The organism is Vibrio sp. LQ2 (genome assembly GCF_023920125.1).
Lineage (GTDB): Bacteria > Pseudomonadota > Gammaproteobacteria > Enterobacterales > Vibrionaceae > Vibrio > Vibrio fluvialis.
The window spans coordinates 4,350,156-4,372,602 of record NZ_CP085308.1 but is presented as its reverse complement, the minus strand read 5'-3'; the positions used below and the strand labels follow the sequence as shown (position 1 = coordinate 4,372,602).

Annotated in this window: 24 protein-coding genes and 1 riboswitch; of the genes, 11 read left to right on the top strand and 13 right to left on the bottom strand. The window is 51.8% G+C overall.

Annotated elements, in window-relative coordinates; translation table 11 throughout:
- Nucleotides 1-79: 79 nt before the first annotated feature.
- Entirely contained in the window at nucleotides 80-346 is a 267-nt protein-coding gene (locus LGV68_RS20390) for a DUF1040 family protein (protein ID WP_020332578.1), read from the bottom strand.
- 600 nt (nucleotides 347-946) lie between these two features.
- Here LGV68_RS20390 and LGV68_RS20385 point away from each other — a divergent pair.
- Nucleotides 947-1,738 carry a sporulation protein gene (locus LGV68_RS20385; protein ID WP_252535985.1) on the top strand — a complete coding sequence of 264 codons (792 nt, stop codon included), beginning with the start codon at nucleotides 947-949 and terminating at the stop codon, nucleotides 1,736-1,738.
- Nucleotides 1,739-1,815: 77 nt separating this feature from the next.
- On the top strand, nucleotides 1,816-2,460 hold the full coding sequence (locus tag LGV68_RS20380; RefSeq protein WP_020332575.1) for a hemolysin III family protein: 645 nt from the start codon (nucleotides 1,816-1,818) through the stop codon (nucleotides 2,458-2,460).
- Here LGV68_RS20380 and LGV68_RS20375 read toward each other — a convergent pair.
- The 6 genes from LGV68_RS20375 to def are packed head-to-tail and all read right to left on the bottom strand — an operon-like array spanning nucleotide 2,457 to nucleotide 8,747.
- Nucleotides 2,457-3,035, bottom strand: coding sequence for a DUF3157 family protein (locus LGV68_RS20375; protein WP_061057044.1), 579 nt, complete (start codon nucleotides 3,033-3,035; stop codon nucleotides 2,457-2,459). The two genes, LGV68_RS20380 and LGV68_RS20375, sit on opposite strands and share 4 nt — an antisense overlap.
- Before the next feature lie 8 nt (nucleotides 3,036-3,043).
- Nucleotides 3,044-4,489, bottom strand: coding sequence for a TrkH family potassium uptake protein (locus tag LGV68_RS20370; RefSeq protein WP_252535984.1), 1,446 nt, complete (start codon nucleotides 4,487-4,489; stop codon nucleotides 3,044-3,046).
- Nucleotides 4,490-4,501: 12 nt separating this feature from the next.
- Entirely contained in the window at nucleotides 4,502-5,878 is a 1,377-nt protein-coding gene (trkA, locus tag LGV68_RS20365) for a Trk system potassium transporter TrkA (protein WP_020332571.1), read from the bottom strand.
- Between the two features lie 59 nt (nucleotides 5,879-5,937).
- A complete protein-coding gene (gene rsmB / locus LGV68_RS20360; RefSeq protein WP_158129878.1) occupies nucleotides 5,938-7,218 on the bottom strand; it encodes a 16S rRNA (cytosine(967)-C(5))-methyltransferase RsmB in 1,281 nt (426 codons plus the stop codon).
- Between the two features lie 50 nt (nucleotides 7,219-7,268).
- On the bottom strand, nucleotides 7,269-8,216 hold the full coding sequence (fmt, locus tag LGV68_RS20355) for a methionyl-tRNA formyltransferase (RefSeq protein ID WP_024374491.1): 948 nt from the start codon (nucleotides 8,214-8,216) through the stop codon (nucleotides 7,269-7,271).
- Nucleotides 8,217-8,234: 18 nt separating this feature from the next.
- Complete coding sequence (gene def, locus LGV68_RS20350; RefSeq protein ID WP_208552002.1) at nucleotides 8,235-8,747, bottom strand: peptide deformylase; 513 nt, start codon at nucleotides 8,745-8,747, stop codon at nucleotides 8,235-8,237.
- Nucleotides 8,748-8,886: 139 nt separating this feature from the next.
- On the opposite strand from def, the gene LGV68_RS20345 reads away from it, so the two are divergent.
- From LGV68_RS20345 to LGV68_RS20330, 4 genes are read left to right on the top strand one after another with little or no spacing between them, the layout of a single operon-like run.
- Nucleotides 8,887-10,005 carry a LysM peptidoglycan-binding domain-containing protein gene (locus tag LGV68_RS20345; RefSeq protein ID WP_252535983.1) on the top strand — a complete coding sequence of 373 codons (1,119 nt, stop codon included), beginning with the start codon at nucleotides 8,887-8,889 and terminating at the stop codon, nucleotides 10,003-10,005.
- Nucleotides 10,005-11,120 carry a DNA-processing protein DprA gene (gene dprA / locus LGV68_RS20340; RefSeq protein ID WP_252535982.1) on the top strand — a complete coding sequence of 372 codons (1,116 nt, stop codon included), beginning with the start codon at nucleotides 10,005-10,007 and terminating at the stop codon, nucleotides 11,118-11,120. Before LGV68_RS20345 ends, dprA begins: the two co-directional genes overlap by 1 nt.
- Nucleotides 11,121-11,122: 2 nt before the next feature.
- Complete coding sequence (locus LGV68_RS20335) at nucleotides 11,123-11,599, top strand: DUF494 family protein (protein ID WP_020332565.1); 477 nt, start codon at nucleotides 11,123-11,125, stop codon at nucleotides 11,597-11,599.
- Nucleotides 11,600-11,629: 30 nt separating this feature from the next.
- Nucleotides 11,630-12,217, top strand: a complete 588-nt coding sequence (locus LGV68_RS20330; RefSeq protein WP_024374494.1) for a type I DNA topoisomerase — start codon at nucleotides 11,630-11,632, stop codon at nucleotides 12,215-12,217.
- 33 nt (nucleotides 12,218-12,250) lie between these two features.
- Here LGV68_RS20330 and LGV68_RS20325 read toward each other — a convergent pair whose 3' ends face one another.
- Together LGV68_RS20325 and purE are read right to left on the bottom strand one after the other, a co-directional pair.
- A complete protein-coding gene (locus tag LGV68_RS20325) occupies nucleotides 12,251-13,384 on the bottom strand; it encodes a 5-(carboxyamino)imidazole ribonucleotide synthase (protein ID WP_222783821.1) in 1,134 nt (377 codons plus the stop codon).
- 3 nt (nucleotides 13,385-13,387) lie between these two features.
- Nucleotides 13,388-13,873: a 5-(carboxyamino)imidazole ribonucleotide mutase gene (purE, locus tag LGV68_RS20320; protein ID WP_020332562.1), complete on the bottom strand. Its 486-nt coding sequence runs from the start codon at nucleotides 13,871-13,873 to the stop codon at nucleotides 13,388-13,390.
- 198 nt (nucleotides 13,874-14,071) lie between these two features.
- Here purE and LGV68_RS20315 point away from each other — a divergent pair, with 198 nt between their 5' ends.
- The 4 genes from LGV68_RS20315 to LGV68_RS20300 are packed head-to-tail and all read left to right on the top strand — an operon-like array spanning nucleotide 14,072 to nucleotide 16,723.
- Nucleotides 14,072-14,629: an L-threonylcarbamoyladenylate synthase gene (locus LGV68_RS20315; RefSeq protein WP_154183775.1), complete on the top strand. Its 558-nt coding sequence runs from the start codon at nucleotides 14,072-14,074 to the stop codon at nucleotides 14,627-14,629.
- A 19-nt stretch (nucleotides 14,630-14,648) separates the two neighbouring features.
- Nucleotides 14,649-15,563, top strand: a complete 915-nt coding sequence (hemF, locus tag LGV68_RS20310) for an oxygen-dependent coproporphyrinogen oxidase (protein ID WP_252535976.1) — start codon at nucleotides 14,649-14,651, stop codon at nucleotides 15,561-15,563.
- Nucleotides 15,564-15,623: 60 nt separating this feature from the next.
- Complete coding sequence (aroE, locus tag LGV68_RS20305; protein ID WP_024374801.1) at nucleotides 15,624-16,454, top strand: shikimate dehydrogenase; 831 nt, start codon at nucleotides 15,624-15,626, stop codon at nucleotides 16,452-16,454.
- Between the two features lie 2 nt (nucleotides 16,455-16,456).
- Nucleotides 16,457-16,723, top strand: coding sequence for a DUF1488 domain-containing protein (locus LGV68_RS20300; protein WP_165881602.1), 267 nt, complete (start codon nucleotides 16,457-16,459; stop codon nucleotides 16,721-16,723).
- Here the strand turns inward: LGV68_RS20300 and LGV68_RS20295 are convergent.
- Nucleotides 16,716-17,264: a gamma carbonic anhydrase family protein gene (locus tag LGV68_RS20295; RefSeq protein ID WP_020332557.1), complete on the bottom strand. Its 549-nt coding sequence runs from the start codon at nucleotides 17,262-17,264 to the stop codon at nucleotides 16,716-16,718. The genes LGV68_RS20300 and LGV68_RS20295 overlap by 8 nt on opposite strands.
- A gap of 977 nt (nucleotides 17,265-18,241) precedes the next feature.
- Here LGV68_RS20295 and LGV68_RS20290 point away from each other — a divergent pair.
- Nucleotides 18,242-18,703: an RNA-binding protein gene (locus LGV68_RS20290; protein WP_024373767.1), complete on the top strand. Its 462-nt coding sequence runs from the start codon at nucleotides 18,242-18,244 to the stop codon at nucleotides 18,701-18,703.
- Here LGV68_RS20290 and murI read toward each other — a convergent pair.
- The 3 genes from murI to LGV68_RS20275 all read right to left on the bottom strand — a co-directional run bounded on the left by murI (nucleotide 18,666) and on the right by LGV68_RS20275 (nucleotide 22,081).
- Entirely contained in the window at nucleotides 18,666-19,466 is an 801-nt protein-coding gene (murI, locus tag LGV68_RS20285) for a glutamate racemase (protein WP_024373766.1), read from the bottom strand. The two genes, LGV68_RS20290 and murI, sit on opposite strands and share 38 nt — an antisense overlap.
- Nucleotides 19,467-19,539: 73 nt before the next feature.
- Nucleotides 19,540-20,214, bottom strand: a complete 675-nt coding sequence (locus tag LGV68_RS20280) for an ATPase (RefSeq protein ID WP_024373765.1) — start codon at nucleotides 20,212-20,214, stop codon at nucleotides 19,540-19,542.
- A gap of 43 nt (nucleotides 20,215-20,257) precedes the next feature.
- Entirely contained in the window at nucleotides 20,258-22,081 is a 1,824-nt protein-coding gene (locus tag LGV68_RS20275) for a TonB-dependent receptor (protein WP_252535975.1), read from the bottom strand.
- A 48-nt stretch (nucleotides 22,082-22,129) separates the two neighbouring features.
- Nucleotides 22,130-22,328, bottom strand: a riboswitch (cobalamin riboswitch).
- Nucleotides 22,329-22,447: the final 119 nt, after the last annotated feature.

The window sequence follows — 22,447 nt, the reverse complement described above, 5'->3', positions numbered from 1 at the left end:
TTACATTTTTGCCAGTTATCCTTCACGCGGCGGATAAAAGAAGAGCGGCCGTTGGCCGCTCTGTGCATTATGAGAGGGTTTATTCAATGATGCCGCGTGCGCGCAGGATCGCGGTTTTGAAATCTTCTTCGTAGTCTTTTTTCAGGCCGGGAATCACTTCATCTTTGGCACTGTTGCGCATTTTGAGATGGTAGATCAGCACATCGTCAGTCAGCTCTTCCAATCGCCCTTGGTAACCCGCTTCGCCAGCCAGTTTGACGATAAACTGAATCAGGTTCAGTTCAGAATCTTTATGCCATTCCGGCTCCAGCAGTTGCAGTAATTCTTCGACGCGATGACACTTCATGGCTTTCTCCACAAACTTTGTAATGATTTGCAGTAAAGGTATCAAATTGCGCAGGGAATACAATGTGTAGCGTGGACGTTAGCTGAAATGAACGAAAAGAAAAAAGCGCAGGATAAACTGCGCTTTTCTATTAAGCGGCCTGGACCACTTTTGTTGTTGGCGATGCAGAGACTGCATTTTTCTCGACAAGAGTAGGCGCGGGCGCGATTTTTTTCGCAACCGGTGCAGTAGCAAAACCACTGCGACGGCGCATTGCACTACGGTTGGTGTGCGAAAACCTGACAGCTGTTGGGCGCATTCATTAACCTAACGGTCAGGCATATCCATTGCCGATGTAATGGCCTGAACAACTATGAGTTGATCTTCTGCATCTGAATAAAAATGAAGAAGGGTGGCTCTTTCTGGCGAGCGCCAATCCAAATAATTGTTCAGGAATAACGATATGCTTGCATATCGAAGTTAGAGTAGCACCAAGTTTGCAAATGATCGATAGTTAACCAATGTTTATGCTAAAGAAAAATGGATGCGTAGTGTGAGGCTCGCCATTGTGTTCGGAATCTTTTCCGCTTTACACTGGCTGCTCATCAACAGGAGGTGTGTATGTCATTTCTGAAGAAAACCCTCGCCAGTTTCGGGATCGGATCGGCGAAAGTTGACTCTGTCTTGCAGCAGGAAACGCTGATTCCGGGCCAGAAAGTGAAAGTGACGATTCACGTGTATGGTGGTGCGACGGAACAAGCGATCGACAATATCGAACTCAAACTCTGCTGTCGCTATATCGAAGAAGCGCCGATTGAACGGGGTCAGCAAGAAAGACATCGCACTCGCCGCGTGGCGCAAACCTACACACTCGCCGATTGGTCGCTGCCTTATGCCTTTACCATCATGGCCGGAGAAACCCGCGATTTTGAAGTGGAACTGGATGTGCCGTGGAATACGCCCGTGACGATCGGGGATGCCAAAGTGTGGCTCGAAACCGGATTGGATATTGCTATGGCTCTCGACCCGGGCGACAAGGACATTCTGACTGTGCGTCCGGATCCGTTGATGGATGGCATTTTCACTGCCTTGGAAGAGCAGGGCCTGCGCCTGCGCCAGGTTGAATGCGAAGCCGCCAAAGGTTTTGCTCTGCCGTTTGTGCAAGAGTTTGAATTTGTGCCGACCGATGGCCCGTTCCATGGCCGTTGGCGTGAATTGGAAATCGTTGCTTACCGCGACAAAGACCAGCTGCAGATGTGGTTTGAAATCGATCGCTTCCAACGGGGGGCGAGCGGCATGCTGGCAAGCTTGCTGGGCAAAGGTGAGCTCAAACGCCAACTGACGATCGCCAGTTCGCAGTCGCCTGCACAGGCGGGCGAGCAAGTATTACAGTTTCTTGATACGACATCGTAAGCATAAACTCGAGCTTACATGTGTACGCTGAGTGTGCCATACTAGAGCGAAGTTATCGCTCTGGTTATGGGAATCGTATGTCGAATACTGCTTACAGCGTCAAAGAAGAAGTCGCCAATGCGATCAGTCATGGCGTCGGGTTAATCCTCGGCATTGTCGGTCTGGTGCTGCTGCTGGTCAAAGCGGTCGATCACCGGGCTGATGCACTGACGATTGTCAGTATGAGCATCTATGGCGGCAGCATGATTGCGCTGTTTCTCGCCTCGACGCTCTATCATGCAATCCCACATCAGAACGCCAAACGCTGGCTGAAAACTTTTGACCACTGCGCCATCTACTTACTGATTGCCGGCAGCTACACACCGTTCCTGCTGGTCAGTCTGCGCACGCCATTGGCGTTTGGTCTGATGATTGTCATCTGGTCGATTGCGCTGATCGGAATCATCATGAAAATCGCTTTTGTCTATCGCTTCAAACGCTTGTCATTGGTGACGTACCTGACGATGGGGTGGTTGTCGCTGATTGTGATTTATCAGTTGGCACTGAATCTGGATGTGGGTGGGTTGACGTTGCTTGCCGCGGGCGGGGTGGTGTATTCGCTGGGCGTTATTTTCTATGTGGCGAAGCGCATTCCGTACAATCATGCCATCTGGCATGCGTTTGTGCTGGCCGGATGCGCCTGCCACTTTCTTGCGATTTATCTCTATATCGACCCGGTTTAACGCGACTCAACCTGAGTAACGCTGGCGCGGATCTGATAGCGCGGCGCCTCGTCGACTTTCACTTCAATCGCCTTGCCTGCCACAGAAGCTTGCGGACGTAAGTAGGTGTCGGCCATACGTTTGATCGATTGCCAGATGGTGGTGGTCTGCGTGGTCAGCAGGTTGCCCTGTTCATCCAGAATCTCGACCTGAAGCACAATGTTGATCACCGATTGCGTGCTCTGGTTGGTGATGGCAGTCGGTAAAATCAACTGGCCATCGCGGTAACGGGCGCTACCCAGCACGATATCCACCCCAGAATTGCTCAGTTGCAGGGTCGGTTTGGTGCTGCCAAGTTCAATCATGCTGCCGCGTTGCGCTTTGACCAGTGGAGCCGCCAGGACGGGAGCCGCCGCAACAACCTCAGGTTTCGCTGGCGCGACGGACATTGAGTTTGACGTCTCAACTGGTTGCACATATTGCCAAGTAAAGTCATCATTAAGCTGCACGTCGCGGCCATCTTGCAGAGTGACGATTTCGCCCGCCAGCGCCACAGGCGCCCAGCTTGCCATCATCAGAGTGATCAGATTTTTCATGTGTATCCTTAACGTCGCCAGAACGCCGGAAAGAACAGCACCAGAATGGTGAGGATTTCCAAGCGTCCCATCAACATACCAAAACTTAAAATCCACTTCGCGCTATCAGGCAGCGAAGCAAAGTTACCCGTTGGACCAATCACGCTCCCCATACCCGGGCCGACGTTGGCGACCGCAGTAATCGCGCCGGAGATACTGGTGATTGGGTCGAGTCCCATGGCCGACAGCGAGCCGGCGATGGCGATAATCGTAATAATAAACGTCAGACCAAACGCCACCACCGAACGGACGATGTCTTCGTTCACCGGGCGCTGATTGTAACGCTGAACGAACACTCCGGACGGGTGGATCAGTTTCATCATCTGCTTATTGAGCAGCGCAAAACAGATTTGAAAACGGAAAATCTTGATCCCGCCGGAGGTGGAACCGGAACAGGCACCCACCATCATCAGAAATGCAAAAATGGTACTTGGCAGCGCACCCCAGGCGGTGAAGTCATCGAGACCATAACCTGTGGTCGTCACCACTGACACAATGTTGAACATCGAGACGCGCAGCGCATCCAGCATCGCATAGCCATTATTGAAGTGCAGCCAGGCGGCGACAATCAGGCTGCTGATGACAAACAGCAGGAAGAAGCCCTGCACCTGAGCGTCTTTAAACAGCTCTTGCGGGCGGCGTTTACGCATGGCGGTGACAAACAGCAGAAATGGCAGACCACCAAGGAACATAAACAAAGTTGCGACCCAGTGTGAACCGTTGGAGAAATGGTTCATTGAACTGTCGGAGGTCGAATAGCCGCCGGTAGAAAGAGTGGTGAACGCGTGGTTGATGGCATCAAACAGACGCATGCCGGTAACCATATAGCCGATGATGCACAGACCAGTCAGCACCAGATACACCACCACGATGTTCTTCGCCACGGTTTTGGCGCGCGGGCTGCTTTTATCTGACCAGTCGGACGATTCGGTTTGGAACAGGCGCATACCACCGACGTTGAGCATCGGCAGCACCGCTACCGCCATAACGATAAAGCCGACTCCGCCAAGCCACTGCAAAATAGAACGCCACAGCAGAATGCTGGGAGCCATGTCATCGAGGCCGCTGAGCACCGTGGAGCCAGTGGTGGTGATACCGGACATGGTTTCAAAGTAGGCGTCGGTGAAACTGATGTGGTTGATGAACACGAACGGCAACGCGGCGAACGCGCTGGCGATGGTCCACACCAGACTGGTGATGAGGAACATGTCGCGCACACTGAGGCGGAAATTCGCTGTCCGGCCAATCGACAGACAGATAAATGCCGCGATGTGCGTGATGATCACCGCCTGAGCAAAGTCGAGAAAGCCGCCCGTCCCGGTGAAAAATGCCACCAGAGTCGGGACGTACATAAACAGAGCCAGTTTCGATAAAACCAGCCCGATGACAAACATGATGGGGCGTAAATTGAGCATAACGCCGGGGACCTATAGGAAGAACGGACTCGGTTGGAACAGGGCTTCCACGTCGGGCACGTATTTCTTGTCGACGAGGAACATCACGACGTGATCATCCTGTTCAATAACAGTGCGATCGTGGGCGATCAGCACTTCTTCACCACGCACGATGGCACCAATCGTCGTGCCCGGAGGCAGTTTGATGTCGCCCACGGCGCGGCCAACCACTTTGGAGGTGGTTTCATCACCATGCGCGACAGCTTCAATCGCCTCTGCTGCGCCACGGCGCAGTGAAGATACGTTGACGATGTCGGCGCGGCGAACGTGAGTCAGCAGGGCTGAGATGGTCGCTTGCTGTGGTGAAATCGCCACGTCAATCACGCCGCCCTGAACCAGATCGACGTATGCTCCGCGCTGAATCAGTACCATCACCTTTTTCGCGCCCATGCGTTTCGCCAGCATGGCGGACATGATGTTGGTTTCATCTTCGTTGGTCAGAGCGATAAACACATCCACTTGATCGATGTTTTCTTCGGTCAGCAGCTCCTGATCGGCGGCATCACCACAGAAGACGATGGTGTTTTCCAGCTCTTCTGACAGCTGTTCTGCACGCTGGTAGTTGCGCTCAATCAGTTTCACGCTGTAGCTGTGTTCCAGACGCTTGGCGAGGCTGGCACCGATGTTACCCCCACCGACAATCATGATGCGGCGATACGGTTTTTCCAGGCGTTGCAGCTCACTCATCACTGAACGGATGTGGTTGCTGGCCGCGACGAAGAACACTTCATCGTCGGCTTCAATAATGGTGGTGCCTTGCGGACGAATCGGGCGTCCTTGACGGAAAATCGCCGCCACACGGGTATCGATGTGCGGCATGTGTTCGCGCAGTGCAGATAGCGCATTGCCCACCAGCGGGCCGCCATAATAGGCTTTGACCGCGACCAGGCTGACTTTCTCTTCCGCAAAGCTGACGACTTGCAGCGCGCCAGGGTATTGCACCAAGCGCTCGATATAACTGGTCACCAGCTCTTCTGGGGCGATCAGGTGATCGACCGGGACCGCGCCGGACTGGAATAAGGCTTCTTTCTCCGCCAGATACTCCGGCGAACGGATGCGGGCGATACGGTTTGGCGTGTTAAACAGAGTGAACGCGACCTGACAGGCCACCATGTTGGTTTCATCGGTGTTGGTCACCGCAACAAGCATGTCGGCGTCCTGAGCGCCGGCTTCGCGTAGCACGTCCGGGTGGCTGGCATGGCCGTTCACCACGCGTAAATCATATTTATCTTGTAGTTCGCGCAGACGGTCGCTGTTTTTATCCACGACAGTGATGTCGTTGTTTTCCCCGACCAGGTTTTCCGCCAGCGTACCGCCGACCTGACCTGCACCAAGAATGATGATTTTCATACCTTATTCTCTTGTTATTGCACGCCAAAGGCAGCCCGAGAGCTGCCTTTGCATCGTTTTTACGCTTGTTTAGTCAGAACGGCATAGTAGAAGCCGTCCATATCCTCTTCACCAGGCAGAATCTGACGGCCCGGATTATCCAGCTCCGAACCCACAAGCTGCGCGTCAGATGTGCGCGCTAAGAAATCTTTCACCTGCAGCACGTTTTCCTGCGGTGTAATTGAACACGTTGCGTACACCAAAGTACCACCCGGTTTCAACTGTTGCCACATTGCGTCGAGAATTTCGCGTTGTAGCTCCGCTAATGCCGCAATATCTTCCGCGCGGCGCAGCCATTTGATGTCCGGATGACGGCGAATTACGCCCGTTGCCGAACACGGTGCATCGAGCAGAATGCGGTCAAACTGGCTGCCCTGCCACCATTCTTGAGGGTAACGGGCATCGCCGCACACCACTTTGGCGCTCAGGTTCAGGCGTTTGAGGTTGTCATGCACGCGTTTGAGGCGGGTATCGTCACAGTCGATGGCAACCACTTCGCTCCCTTGCGTCCGTTCCAGAATATGGGCGGTTTTGCCGCCCGGTGCGGCGCAGCAATCAAGAATCAGCTCGCCATCCTGAGGCTGCAGATAGTGCAGAGACAACTGCGCGGCTGCGTCCTGAACGGACACCCAGCCTTTTTCAAACCCCGGCAGTTTGGTGACATCACACGGCGCGGCTAATTTTAGTGCGTCTTCAGCCTGTGAATGTACGCTGCTATCAATGTTTTCATTATTGAGCAGCGCCTGATACGCATCGCGGTCGTGGTGCTGATGGTTCACTCGCAACCACATGGGCGCTTTGCTGTTGTTGGCTTCAACGATCGCTTCCCACTGCTGTGGGTAGGCGCTTTGCAGCAATTTCAGTAGCCAGCTTGGATGGCCGTATTTACCGGCATTGTGGCTGACAGCCTGAGCATCCAGTTGTTCCTGGTTGCGCTGATAGTTGCGCAACACGGCGTTAATCAGGCCACGCAGGCGCGGACCTTTGAGATCTTGGGCGCCTTCAACCGTTTCACCCACGGCCGCATGCGCAGGAATACGCATAAAGCTCAGTTGGTAAATGCCCACCAGAATCAGGTGGTGGAACACACGTTGTTTGCCTTTGAGCGGGTTATCCATCAGTGCGTTGGCGATGGATTCCAGTCTTGGCAGGTAGCGCAGCGCACCGTAGCAGATTTCCTGCAACAGAGCGTGATCGCGAGGACGGATGTTTTGTTGAGCCGCCGGAAGTGCCATCGACAAAGATTGACCTTTATCGACAACTTGGAACAGAACCTGAGCGGCAGCAGCGCGAACATTCATAGTTAAACCTAATACAAAAAGTAACGACCCTACTCAGTAGGGCCGTGAGATTAATTCAGTTGGGAGCCAACTTCAAACCAGCTTGCTCTGGCGTTGAGGATGTCCTGCACCGGCAGGGCTTTTTTGCCCGGAATCTGCAGGCTTTCCAGTACCAGAATCTCTGCACCAGTGGCGACATAAATGCCGGTTTTGTCTGCTTTGAGAATGGTCCCTGCCGCTTGGTTGGAACTGCCCGCTTCGACGCGCGCCTGCCAGACTTTGATCTGGTTGTCAGCGACCGCGAAGTGGCTCATTGGCCACGGGTTGAATGCACGTACGCAGCGCTCAATCGCCTGAGCACTCAGAGTCCAGTCAATTTTGGCTTCTTCTTTACTCAATTTTTGTGCGTAGTTCGCTAGGGCGTCGTCCTGTTTGACCGCGACTGCCGTGCCTTGTGCGATATCGCTCAGGCATTCAACCAGAGCTTGCGGGCCGAGTTCTGCCAGCTTGTCGTACATGGAGCCGCTGGTGTCGCTGGCTTCAATCGGCAGCGTGGCAATCTTGAGCATGTCGCCGGTATCAAGACCGACATCCATCTGCATGATGGTCACGCCTGTTTCCGAATCACCCGCCCAAATCGAGCGTTGAATCGGTGCGGCGCCGCGCCAGCGTGGCAGAATCGAACCGTGCACGTTGATGCAACCCAGTTTAGGTGTATCAAGCACAGCTTTTGGCAACAACAAACCATAAGCCACGACGACCATGATGTCGGCATTCAGTGCAGCCAGCTCTTGCTTGGCTTCATCAGATTTGAAATTTTCTGGTTGATATACCGGAATGTTGTGCTCGAGCGCCAGGTTTTTGACCGGGCTGGCGGTGAGTTTTTTACCGCGGCCGGCTGGGCGATCCGGTTGAGTGTAGACCGCGATCACCTCGTGCTCCGAAGACAATAACGCCGCCAAGTGACGGGCGGCGAAATCCGGAGTACCTGCAAAGACAATACGTAATGATTGGCTCAAGGTCACCTCTCTGTATGTTTATTGATTCTTTTCGTTGAAGCGTTTGATTTTTTCCAGCTTCTCTTTGATGCGGTTGCGTTTGAGTGGCGACAGGTAGTCGACAAACAGTTTGCCTTCCAGGTGGTCCAGCTCGTGCTGTACACAGATCGCCAGCAGGTCATCGGCTTCAAAGCTGTATTCGTTACCGTTGCGGTCTAACGCTTTGACGGTCACTTCTGCGGCGCGAGGGACCAGAGCGCGAGCGCCAGGTACAGATAGGCAGCCTTCTTCAATGCCGTCTTCACCGCGTTTTTCTAGGATGACCGGGTTGATCAGAACCATTGGCTCATCACGAGTTTCTGAAATATCGATAACCACGATACGCTGGTGAACGTCAACCTGAGTTGCAGCAAGGCCAATGCCTTCTTCGTCGTACATGGTTTCAATCATGTCGTCGACGATCTTCTGAATCTCTGGGGTGACTTTCTCAACCGGCTTAGCAACGGTGCGAAGACGATCATCCGGGAATGTTAATACTTGTAATACAGACATATACACTCGAAAAATTGAACTGTGCCGAAACAGCTTAACGCTTGTTGGCTCAATTCTAGACATTTTATGACCTAAATGACAGCATCCTGCGAGATTTCTCCGAATCCTTCTTAATTCTTTCGACCAGGGAAGCAAGGTCATGACCAGACTGACACGTCGTTTCGCCTCAGTATTACAACCTCGTTTGTTGCCGCTATTTCTGGCTGCATTCGGTGCCTGCGCGCAGTCGGCTCCGCCGTTGGTGCTGAAAGATAATGCGCCGACGACGTATACAGTGGTGAAAGGGGACACCTTGTGGGATATCTCTGCGTTGTATCTCGACAGCCCTTGGCTGTGGCCACGGTTATGGCAAATCAACCCTGATATCAATAACCCTGATCTTATCTATCCCGGCGATAAACTGACGTTGGTTTGGCGTGATGGCCAGCCCACGCTGAGCCTGAAACCGATGGTGAAACTCAGCCCGAAAGTTCGCGTTATGGAGAAACAGTCGCTACCGACGGTCGACGAAGCGTTGTTGTTGCCCTATCTGCACACCGATCGCCTGGTTGACGCTACGGAGATAAAAGAGAGTCTTCGTGTTATGGGCGCGGGTGATGGGCTGCAATACCTGACGGCAGGCGAACCTGTTTATATTGCCGGACCTCAAACTCATGCGCAGTGGGGAATATATCGCCCGATGACGGAGTTTGAACGCGACGGCCAGGTGATGACTGCTCTGCGACTGATTGCGACTGCCCAGCTTGGCAGTAACCAGCAGCAAACCAGTGCGCTGCTGGTGCGTCAGCAACGGCATGAGATTCGCGTAAACGACATTGCATTGCCGGAAACCGGGTTGGAAGGGTTAAACTTAACGACGTCCTTTTTCCCAAGGCCTGCACCGCAATCGCTCACAGCCCAGATTTTGGGTTCGTTGGAAGGCAGCCAGTATGCGGGTCAAAACCAGGTCGTGGTCATCGACAAAGGGACAGATGACGCGCTGGTCCAGGGCAGTATGTTTGAACTCTTCCGCTCAGGAGTGGCGGTGTATGCCGATGAAGGACACTACAGCTATGAGTCTCAACACGGTGACAATGCATTGGTATTGCCTGCGCACAAAATTGGTAGCCTGATGGTGATTCGTCCTTATGCGGCGTTTAGTCTTGCGCTTATCACCGAAAGTATGGAGCCGATTGATACCGCGGTGCAGGCACAATCTCCGCAGACGCCAGAGCTTGAAGCCACCGCAAGTGTGGTGCAGGCAGAGCCTGCCAGTTGATGCTCGAACGCGATCTGGCTGCTTGGCTGGCTTTCAGTTTTACTCCTCAACTCGGTATCCGAACACTGCAGCGTTTAGCCAGTCGTTACGCGCTGTCTGACCTCAAACAACACCTGAATCGTGACGGCTTGGCCGTAGGGCTGAAAGACAACCAGATTCAGTATTTGCAGCGGCAGGCCGATCAAGACGTCGATGCCTGCCTGCGTTGGAGTGATCAGGCTGATAATCGCCATATTCTGACGCCGTTTCATGCGCACTATCCCTCGTTATTGACCGAAATCGCCGCCGTTCCGCCAGTGCTGTTTGTGGAGGGGCGGCTTGAAGCGCTGCGTGCGCCGCAAATTGCTATTGTCGGAAGTCGCAACGCCAGTATCGACAGTCAGCAAATCGCTCATCAATTTGCCACGCAATTGGTCGAATACGGTTTGGTGGTCACCAGTGGTCTGGCGCTTGGTATTGATGGCTATGCGCATGATGGCGCACTCAAAGCGGGTGGGGAAACTATTGCGGTGCTGGGCTCGGGGCTGGAATGTATTTATCCGGCTCGCCATCGCGCGTTGGCGGGGCGTATTGTTGACAGAGGCGCCTTGGTGTCGGAATTTCGCCCTGATGCCAAGCCTCGACCTGATCATTTTCCGCGTCGTAATCGTATTATCAGTGGGTTGTCATTGGGCGTTCTGGTGGTGGAAGCGGCGGAAAAAAGTGGCTCGCTCATCACCGCGCGTTATGCCGCCGAACAGAGCCGAGAGGTGTTTGTCGTGCCGGGCTCAATTCGCAACCCGAATAGCCTCGGCAGTAACCAGTTGATTCGACAAGGGGCGTGTTTGGTACAACATGTCGATCATATTCTCGAAGAAGTCAGCAGTTTGATGGACTGGAGCCGAAATCAGTCACAACCTGAGCAGACAGAACTTTTTTCTGGCACATATAACGAAGAAGAATTGCCATTTCCCGAGCTGTTAGCTAACGTAGGGGGAGAGGCTACACCAGTTGATATTCTTGCAAACAGGACCAATATACCTGTCCAGGATGTCATGATGCAGCTCCTGGAGCTTGAGCTTTCAGGGCATGTTGTTGCAGTTTCCGGTGGCTATATTCGTAAGGGGAGGGGCTAGCTATGATGATGGATATTCTGATGTATCTATTTGAAACTTATATCCATAGCGATGCAGAGTTGCAAGTGGACCAAGACGAACTCGAAGATGAACTGCTTCGGGCCGGATTTCACCAAAAAGACATCTACAAAGCCCTTCACTGGTTAGAAGAGCTGGCTGCGCTGCAGCAGACCGATGCACATTCCGCGATCGCAACCAGCGCGGCCACATCAGTGCGTATCTTTACCGCGCAGGAAATGGAGCGTTTGGATACGGAATCGCGCGGCTTTTTGATGTTCCTTGAGCAAATCAAAGTGCTGACACCTGAAACGCGTGAGATGGTGATTGATCGCGTCATGGGCTTGGAAACCAATGAGTTCGAACTTGATGACCTCAAGTGGATCATTCTGATGGTGCTATTTAATGTGCCAGGGAATGAAAATGCTTACACGCTAATGGAAGAGCTGCTGTACAGCAAAGAGCAAGGTATTGTTCATTAAGCAAGGTTAGTGGCAACGTAAGTAGTACACATGAGCGGTAAAAAAATCGATCACCAGTTGTTTTCAGCCCATGAGCAGGCGCTGAATCACGAACCGTGTCCCAAATGCGGCGCTGCGTTGCAGCTTCGACACGGCAAACACGGTCCTTTCTTGGGTTGCAGTCAGTATCCTGGTTGCGACTTCATTAAACCCCTACATCAGAATGACGGCCATATCATCAAAGAGCTTGGCGTGCCGTGCCCGGAGTGTGGACATGAACTGGTGTTGCGGCAGGGACGCTACGGTATGTTTATCGGCTGTAGCCATTATCCTGAATGTCATCATATTGAGTCGCCGGACACGGCACCACAAGAATTGGTGGTAGAAACCCAGATTACTTGCCCCGAATGTGGCAAAGGCCATTTGGTTGAACGTAAGAATCGCTTTGGCAAGGCATTTTTTGCTTGTGACGCGTTTCCAAAATGCAAATTTGCACTCAATCAACCACCCGTGATGGGGCAGTGCCAAGCGTGCGGTTATCCGTTGCTGATTGAAAAGAAACTCGCCAGTGGTACCAAGTATCAGTGTGCCGACAAAAAATGTGGTCACACTCAAACTGAAATGAAAAACGGCGCTTAATCGCGCCGTTTTTGTTGGTATTGAATTCAGGGTCTAGTGCTTAATCTGCTGCGCCACTTCCTGTACCGCCGGAAAGGCTGTTGGATCGAGAACTGCTGCCAGTTGACATAGCTTACGTTGCAATTCGCCACTGTAATCGGCGGTGACGTTGATGTGACCCATTTTGCGTCCGGGACGTTTGTCTTTGCCATACCAGTGAATATGGCAACCTTCCATCGCCAGCAGGGCATCAGGCAAGGTGTCTTCACCCAGAATGTTGATCATCGCAGTTTCGCGAATCAGTTTGGTGCTGCCCAGTGGCAGTCCGCACACTGCGCGTAGATGATTTTCAAACTGACAGGTTTCTGCGCCCTGCTGAGTCCAGTGGCCAGAGTTGTGCACGCGCGGCGCAATTTCATTGACCAGCAACGTCCCCTGGACGTCGAAAAACTCCAGCGCCAGCACGCCGACGTAATTCAGGCTTTCAGCCACGGCGGTAAACATCTGCTTCGCTTGTTCTTGTAATTCTGGCGCATCAATAGCGGTCGACAGGCTGAGGACGCCGTTCACGTGCACGTTCTCAGCCAGTGGATACACCGCGATCTCGCCATCTTTGCCACGCGCGCCAACCAGCGACACTTCGCGATCAAAGGGCACGAACTCTTCCGCCACAATCGCCTGTTGCTCAGATGCCGCCAGTGCTTGTGCCATGTCGGCCCAAATCGCGTCGCTATCTTGTGGGGTTTTGAGACGCCATTGGCCTTTGCCATCATAGCCACCCAAGGCGGTTTTCAGCACCATGGGAATACCGACGTAATCAATCGCAGCATCAAATTCAGCACGGTTGGTGATCACTGCGTATTTGGCGTTGCGTACGCCCGCGTTGTCCAGCAGTGCTTTTTCCAGACGGCGATCGCCACCGGCTTTAATCGCGTCGGTACTTGGCAGAAATTTTCCGCTGCGTTCACACACGGCCAGCACATCGTGAGGAATGTGTTCAAATTCGGCGGTAATCACATCCGCACCGGCAATTGCCTGTTCCAAACCATGGCCAATTACAGCCTGAGTCAGCGGATGCACCACGTTCTGGGTATTGACGTCAAAGGCGGAAATGTCAATGTTGAGCGGCGCCCCGGCCAGAGACATCATGCGCGCGAGTTGACCGGAACCTAATACCAATACGTGCATGATTTATTCCTCGGCTGGGTTTGGGTTAGCCAGCACGGCTTCGGTTTGTGCGGCGCGGAACGCTTCCACTTTCGCCATCACGCTTTCATCAAACGCACCAATGATTTGTGCGGCCAGCAGCCCTGCATTCGCAGCGCCAGCTTCACCAATCGCCAGAGTGCCGACCGCGATGCCTTTAGGCATCTGAACGATAGAATAAAGAGAGTCGATGCCCGACAACGCACGCGACTGTACCGGAACTCCCAGTACGGGTAGGCTGGTGAATGCTGCGGTCATGCCGGGAAGGTGCGCCGCGCCGCCAGCGCCAGCGATGATCACTTTTAGTCCACGCTCTTTGGCACTGGTGGCGTAATCGGCCAGAAGTTGAGGGGTACGGTGCGCGGAAACCACTTTGGTTTCGTAAGCAACACCAAATTGATCCAGCATCTCTGCTGCAAGCTTCATGGTTGGCCAATCCGATTTTGAACCCATGATAATGCCGACTTTCATCTCAAACTCCTTCAAGCGTTATAAATTAGGTGAGCTTTTGTGCGCGCATTATACGGGGATTTTATTTTCAAGCAAACGTTTGCGCAGTGATTGAAAGCGTGGCGGTATAATTTATCCCGAATTAGATTTAGCCGTTGCGCCGGATAATTTGTACACTAGGCCGCAAATAAAAAAGTCAGCTCAACTTAGGAAACTCTGGTGAATAATTTTGAACATACACTGCAAGCGTTGCAGTCCGGTGAAGTGATCGCTTATCCCACTGAAGGTGTGTTTGGTGTCGGGTGTGATCCGGACAATCCGCAGGCGATTGAAAAGTTGCTGCAACTCAAGCAGCGTCCGGTCGAGAAAGGCCTGATTCTGATCGCTGCGTCGTACCAACAACTGCTGCCTTATATTGATGAAAGCCAACTGACTCAAGAGCAGTTGGAGCGAGTGCAGTCGACCTGGCCGGGGCCGGTGACCTGGATCATGCCAGCCAGCGAGCGTGTCTCGCATTGGGTGAGCGGACAGTTTGATACCATCGCCGTGCGCGTGACCGATCATCCGTTGGTGCAGAAGCTGTGCCTTGCGTATGGCAAGCCGCTGACCTCAACCAGCGCGAATCTGTCGGGTTTGCCACCGTGCATGACCACACAGGAAGTCGAACAGCAGCTCGGTGATAAGCTGGTGGCGATTCTGCAAGGCGAAACTGGTGGCCGTAATAAGCCCAGTGAAATTCGCGATGCCAAAACGCTCCAAGTACTGAGACAAGGCTAAGTCAGCAAAGGAAGTAACGATGCCAACCATCAATAAAGAAGCCGTCAAACAATTTCTGTTGTCGCTACAAGACAGCATTTGCCAACAGTTGGAAGCCGTCGATGGCGGTGCCACATTTGAAGAAGATGCCTGGCATCGTGAACCGGGCGAAAAGCTCGGCGGCGGCGGTCGCACGCGCGTGATGCGTCATGGTCATGTGTTTGAACAGGGCGGGGTGAATTTCTCCCATGTGGAAGGTCAGCAGATGCCCGCATCGGCAACCGCACACCGCCCGGAACTGGCCGGGCGCCGCTTTGAAGCCATGGGCGTGTCATTAGTGATGCACCCCAATAACCCGTATGTACCGACTTCGCACGCGAACGTGCGCTTTTTCATTGCGGAAAAAGAGGGTGAGGCGCCGATTTGGTGGTTTGGTGGCGGATTTGATCTCACGCCCTTCTATCCGTTTGAGCAGGATTGTCATGAGTGGCACCGTGTGGCAAAAGCACTGTGCGCGCCGTTTGGTGAGGACGTTTACGCCGAGCATAAAGCATGGTGCGATCGTTACTTCTATCTGCCGCATCGCGAGGAAACACGCGGTATCGGCGGGTTGTTCTTTGATGATCTCTATCAGTGGAGCTTTGAGCAGTGCTTTGACTATATTAAGGCGGTCGGCGAAGGGTACACGCAGGCGTATCTGCCGATTGTCGAGCGCCGCAAAGCGACTCCGTATGGCGAACGCGAACGCGAGTTCCAGCTCTACCGTCGTGGCCGTTATGTCGAATTTAACTTGGTCTTTGACCGCGGCACTTTGTTTGGCCTGCAATCGGGTGGACGCACCGAGTCGATTCTGATGTCAATGCCGCCGTTGGCGCGCTGGGAATATCGTTATCAGCCACAGGCGGGGAGCGCCGAAGCGGAATTACAGCAATTTTTAGTACCGCGCGAGTGGTGACAGAGCCAGTGGTGAGTGATAGGGTCGCATACAGCGACCCTCTTTCTTTCAGGCAGGAACATGGATTTTCAACACGATCAGTATGCGGTGTTCGGCAACCCGATCGGCCACAGTAAATCACCTTTCATTCATACCTTATTTGCCCGTCAAACCAATCAGGCCATGACCTACACCGCGCAACTCGCGCCCGTGGATGGTTTTGTGCAAGCCGCGACAGATTTCTTTGCCCACGGCGGTAAAGGGTGCAACATCACCGTTCCGTTTAAAGAAGCGGCGTTCACGTTTGCCACCCGCTTGACGGAACGGGCGCAACTGGCTGGCGCGGTTAACACGCTTAAAAAACTCGATGATGGCGGCATTCTGGGGGACAACACGGATGGTGAAGGTCTGGTGCAGGATCTGATGCTGCATCAGGTGCCGTTGCAAGACGCGCGAATTCTGTTGATTGGTTCCGGCGGCGCGGCGCGTGGTGTGCTCAAGCCTTTATTAGATAAACAGCCAGCCAGCATCACCATTACGAACCGCACCTTTGCCAAAGCGCAGCAGTTAGCGGAGAGCTTTGCTCCGTACGGTAATGTGAACGCTGTGGAAATGGCGCAGCTGAATTCCGGTTTTGATGTCATCATCAACTCGACGTCGGCCAGTCTGGATGGTGCCTTACCTGATATCTCCGCCGCGATTTTCCAGCCGACCAGTGTGGCGTACGACATGATGTATGGTAAAGGCCACACCATTTTCAACCAATGGGCATTAGACAGTGGGTGTGCTCAGGCGTATGACGGTTTGGGGATGCTGGTGGGGCAGGCGGCAGAAAGTTTTATGTTATGGCGTGGTTTACGTCCGGGGACGAAACAGATTCTGCGTGAACTGCGCAAAAACTTAGAAGGTTAATCATGAACCAATCGATCTTATTTCCGGATATGCAAACTTGGAATGATGAGCTGCAAGCCGTGATGTTTCCTGCACAGCAGGCCGGAGCGCTCATTGAATGTGTCGTGACGCTTGCCGCACTCAGCCGTCTGTCGGCACAGACGATTGATGGTGAGCAACAGGCTCTGGCTATTTTTCAGATACTGCGTTTTGATTTGGAAGAAATAGCGGAAGCGCTGATTGAAGAAGAAGACTACAACCAGCGCGGACAAATCGAAGTGGTTAGCTAACGGCTTCAACCGACGTCAGGTAGTCATTTTTATTCTGAACGTAGTTTTGTGCGGACTTAACTAAAAAGGCTCTTTCTTTTTCATTTAGAGGACGAGCCTGTTTCACCGGGCTGCCTATATATAGATAGCCGCTTTCTAAGCGTTTTCCAGGTGGGACTAAACTGCCCGCACCGATCATCACGTCACTTTCTACTACTACGCCATCCAATACAATAGCGCCCATGCCGACTAACACGCGATCTTGGATGGTGCAGCCATGCAACATCACTTTATGCCCGACGGTCACGTCTTCACCGATAATCAGCGGATAGCCGTCTGGATTTTCGTTATTCTTGTGCGTCACATGCAACACACTGCCGTCCTGAATATTGGAGCGCGCGCCGATCACAATGTGGTTCACATCACCGCGAGCCGCCACCAGAGGCCAAATACTGGCGTCATTACCAATCTTGATGTCGCCAACGAGAACGGAACTCTCATCTATATAGACACGTTCACCGATCTGTGGAGTGATTCCTTTATAACTACGAATAGCGCTCATTACGCCTCCTTATCTGGGCTGTTGAGGGCAGTTTAGAAGTGAAAGAGTAGTAGAAATAGCCCTTGGTGAATAAAAAACAGTCAAACAGTTAAAAAATCAAAAAAAACGTGAAAAAGCGCTTGCCAATGTGAGCTCGATCTCTATAATGCCCCCTCGCTGACACGGCAAAGCTTCGAAAGAAACAAAAGCAGTTCAGCAAGGTCGTTTTCAAAGCTGAAAAGCTCGCGAAAATAAACTGAAAAAAGTGTTTGACACGACAGTTTATCTCGCTAAAATGGCCGCCTCTTCCACGGTGACTCGGTCGCTGAAGTAGGAAGGAAGCTCTTTAACAATATAAACCTATCAATCTGTGTGGGCACTCGTTGATGATAATCGCAAAAGATTTATCAATGAACTGAGTGACCAATTTGATACTTCGGTATCGAGCACAGTCAATTCAACATTACGTAGTAATGTTATCATGATAACATTACTACGTAATGTTGAATTGACTGTGCTCGATACCGAAGTATCAAATTGGTCACTCAGTTCATTGATAAATCTTTTGCGATTATCATCAACGAGTGCCCACACAGATTGATAGGTTTATATTGTTAAAGAGCTTTTCCGCTATCGACCTTGCCTTCAAAGCACTGTCGCTAGGGGTGCGTATAATACGCTTAAATTTCTGAGAGTCAACAGTTATTTTCAAACTTTCTTAACTCTTTACCGCTAACCACTTTGTGATGTTTGTCTCACTCCGTGTCGGTGAGGCGGCATTATAGGGAGGTCTGGAATGATGACAAGCACTTTTTTCAAATAATTTTTCGTTCGATTAAAAAACCAGCAAACCGCTGTTTATCGAATAAAATTCCAACATTTGAGGGGGGTCACAGCAATTGGTTGGAAAAAAACCAAGCATATACGTAAGATTCATGTGTCTATTTTGTTAATCGTAGACATGCATCTTATTTTTATCTGATAAGTAGTATTTCAATATGAACTCTAATAAATCGATGTTATGGATTATCGCGCTGGTTATTCTGGGCGCTGTTATTTTCTCTCAGGTATCAACTCATCCTTCGGTGAGTTTTGTTCTTGGTGTAGTGGCTGCAGCTATTATCTTTAAACTTTTTACTTCTACTTCTTCACCCAAGGAGTCTCACGACGAGTCTTCGACTGCAACCAAAACACTGTATGTGGGTAACCTGCCTTACAAGGCGAATGAATCCCATGTGCGCGATCTGTTCGCTGAACATGGTGATGTGTTTGCTGTTCGCTTAATGAAGGATAAACGTACGGGTAAGCGTCGTGGGTTTGGTTTTGTGGTTATGGCCGCCGGTCATGCACAAGCGGCCATCGATGCTTTAAATGAGCAGGATTATATGCAGCGTACATTAAAGGTACGAATTGCGAATGATCCTAAGCACCCTGAAGAGGGAATGGACGAACAGGACTAAATCCTAGTTGTTCCAGCTTTTCATTCAGTGCGTCTTCCTCCCAGGGAGGCGCACTGGAGAAAATGCTGTGTCGATGTCCTTGTGCACAGCCTGTCTCTAAACGCAGTAAATCTTGTACCCGCCTTGCAATCGCTTCTCCCGAATCCACCAGCATGACATCCTTGCCTAATACCGCCTGAATTTCTTCTTTAATAAGAGGGAAATGCGTGCAGCCAAGTACAGCGACATCAATTTGCTGACGAAGCGGACTTAAGATACTTGCCAATTCATCCATATCAACGGCTTTACCACGCAGCTTTTCTTCCGCCATATCGACCAGACGTGTTGAGCCCAGCAGTTCGACATTTTTATCAGAAGAGAAATCGCGGATCAGATCATGCGTATACTGACGTGTAATTGTTGCAGGAGTGGCGATAAGCCCAACTGCTTTACTGGCTAACATGGAGGCTGGCTTTATCGCCGGCACGACACCAACCACCGGAATAGAGAGTTTCGCCCGCAGACGTGGCAGAACAACCGTGCTGGCAGTATTACAGGCGATAACGACGATATCGAACCCTTGCTCGGCCACCAACTGAGTGATCAGCATATCAACGCGCTGCAGTAACGTTTCCTGAGCCAACTCGCCATAAGGATAGGCAGCGTTATCAAACAGGTAGGTGTAACTTACTTGCGGCAGACGCGCCTGTATCTCTCGATAGACAGACAATCCACCCACGCCGGAATCAAAAATAAGCGCTTTATATTGAGGATGTTCAGACACGCAATACCTCGATGGTTAGCATCAGTCGGAAAAGAAAACGCTCCGATCATACTCCCTCTTTGTGAATAGGCAACTACTGCTCAATCTCCTCCAGCGATGCCTGATAACGTTGATGGCAAAACCGCTCGCCACGTTGCACATGCGTCAAAGTAAGCTGAATAGGCTCTCGGAACCCAGGCGCAAATGTTACTAATGTGTGGAATTCACCATCTTCACCACAGGGATCCACATCCTCCGGTAAGCTTTGGATAAACTCAGTGCTGTACCATTGCCCACAATAGGATGCATCCAACGCCTGACCATCCGTGGTGACCACCAGCGTTACAATGCCGCGCGCTACGATTTCCTGAGCCAGCGCAGACGAGTCTTCGCCCAGTAACGGCAACACGCATTCCCAGCCAGCGGGCTCAATGTAGCTTTTGCGATACTCGGCAATGCCGTTACAGAACATGTCGCCAAACGCGACAGCTTCCACACTCAGCCCACAGCGCTTAATCCCGTCAACAATCAGAGATTGATAGACCGGGTTACTGGGAAACACTTCGGGTAATGCAATCTTGACCAAGGGTAACCCGAGTGCCTCGGCCTGCATCTCGACCACATTCAATGGCGTGGCCTGAAACGGCACTTCATCAGCCACATACGTGGTGTACAACCCCACCACTTCGTAGCGTGGGTCTTCTTGCAATCGCAACAGTGTCAGCGTCGAGTCTTTGCCGGATGACCAGCTCACAATCACTTTTTTCATCTTTGCCTCTGGATAACAAAAGCCGCCCGAAGGCGGCTTGAGGTTAGAACTGGTAACTCGCGTTCAGGTAGTACGCTCTTTCTGGCGAACGATACCCAACTGCCGTTTCATACTGTTCATTGAATAGGTTTTCAACTCGGGTACGCACAACAAAAGCGTCACTGACCCAGTAACCCACCGAGACATCCCATAAATTAGTGGCTGGAATGTAATCCTCATCGGTCGCCTCTGTTTTTGGCAGATCCAGACGTTTACCCGTAAAGGTGTAAGTGGTGTTGACTTCAACGTCGCCAAATTGCGCTGAGGTGATCCACTTATAGTTTTGTTTCGCACGGCGAGCCAATTGAACACCGTTATCATCTTCATGATCTTTAAATTCAGCCACGAGCGTATGGTTAATTGGACCGGTATCGAAGTTAACATCCATCTCCAGCCCTTTTATGCGGGCGTCCACGTTATCTGAATACCAACCGCTGCTGCCTTCATACCAAATAATCAGGTTGTCGACTTTGTTATCGTAAGCAGAGATGTTCCAACGGGCGAATGAGTAATCACCTGACACACCGACTTCAATGTTGCGTGATTCTTCTGCTTCCAGATCTGGGGTGGTCGTCAGGTCGCTGTAGCTCGGCGCTTTATAAGCCGTACCGTACGACGCTCGCACACGGTGATACTCACCAAGCTGATAGCCTGCGGCAACAGACCAGGTCGTATGTTCATCATACTTATCATGCTTGTCATGACGAACATTAGCTTCCAGTACCCAATCGCTGATGGTTAGCTTGCCTGAACCGAAGATACCTTTCGTGTCACGGCTCTCTCCCGCCAACGAATGAGCAGAACCGTAGCTCAGTGCATCATCACCAAGAGATTCACGGCGCCCATCAACACCACCGCCCAACTCAACGTACTCATTCAATTGATAGATGTTGGCCCATTGAATCTGGGTCAGATCGATATGGGCACGGGTGCTGGCGTTATCCTTACCTTCACTCTGGCTGTAGTCCAGATTCTCTGTTTGTTGGTAGTTGAGGGTAACGAGGCTCTTTAGTTTCGCGCCTTCATAGTTCAGTTGACCCGTAAAACTCTGGTTATCAGAAAAACCATGGTACACACTGCCTGATGAGTTGTACTCCACATCACTGTCAAACCAGCTGGCCGACACATAACCCAGCCAGTTGTCATTAAAGCGATGCTCGTAACCACCCATCAGATTCTGGCTTTCATAACCGTAATCGACACCCGTCTGTGTGCTTTTGATATCGTAACCGTCGGTTTTCTCAAAACCAGCCGCCAGTTGCAGATGGCCTTGCTCATTCACATCCGCCTTAGCAACCACATCACCTTTACGGGTCTGGTTGCTACCAATGCCAGCTGTCACTTGCTTAAGATTATTGCCACGATGAGAGCGGGTAATAATGTTGATCACACCACCTACTGCATCGGAGCCATACATAGCCGCGCCGGGACCACGGATCACTTCTAAGCGTTCAACCAAACCTAGCGGAAAATGGTTAATCGCCACACCACCGGCTGCAGAGTCAATACGCACACCATCAACCAGCACCAGTACATGATCGCTGTTGGTACCGCGCATAAACACTGACGCGTTGTGACCACGGCCACCATTCTGGGCAATTTCGACACCCGGAACTCGGCGCAGCACTTCCGTGAGCGAGTTAGCTTGGTACTGTTCGATTTCCTGACGGCTAATCACCGTAGTTGCAGATAAAACAGAAGCTTGCTTTTGCTCAAAACGGTTCGCAGTCACCACAACGGTTTCGTCTGCGGATGTGTCCTGAGCGAATGAAAAAGAGGCGTAAGGAAGCAGCGACGCCACTGCCACCGCTAGAAGGGATTTATTCATTATATTGTCCTAAATCGCGTTAATCCGACTGAGCATGGCTTCTTGCCGCTTCTTCGCTCAGTTGCTGGCAGGTCTTCGGACTTGAGAGCACTGTCACCTACTAACTCGACTTCCCGCACATTGCAGTGTCACCTGAGTGTTCGTTCTCTCTTACCGCTGCGCGTCAGTTCTGGATTCTCACCAGATTCCCTTTTCAGTCATTTAGCCATCTAGGCAGCTAAATCACACCAGCTTGGCGCTGATAGTATTGAGCAATTAATGAATTGTCTAGCTCAGATTGGCATAAGCTATAGTTTTACAGACGCGATTTTCACCAATTCAGGGACAAAACTGGACAAGCGCGAGGGATTGAATAAAATCTGCGCT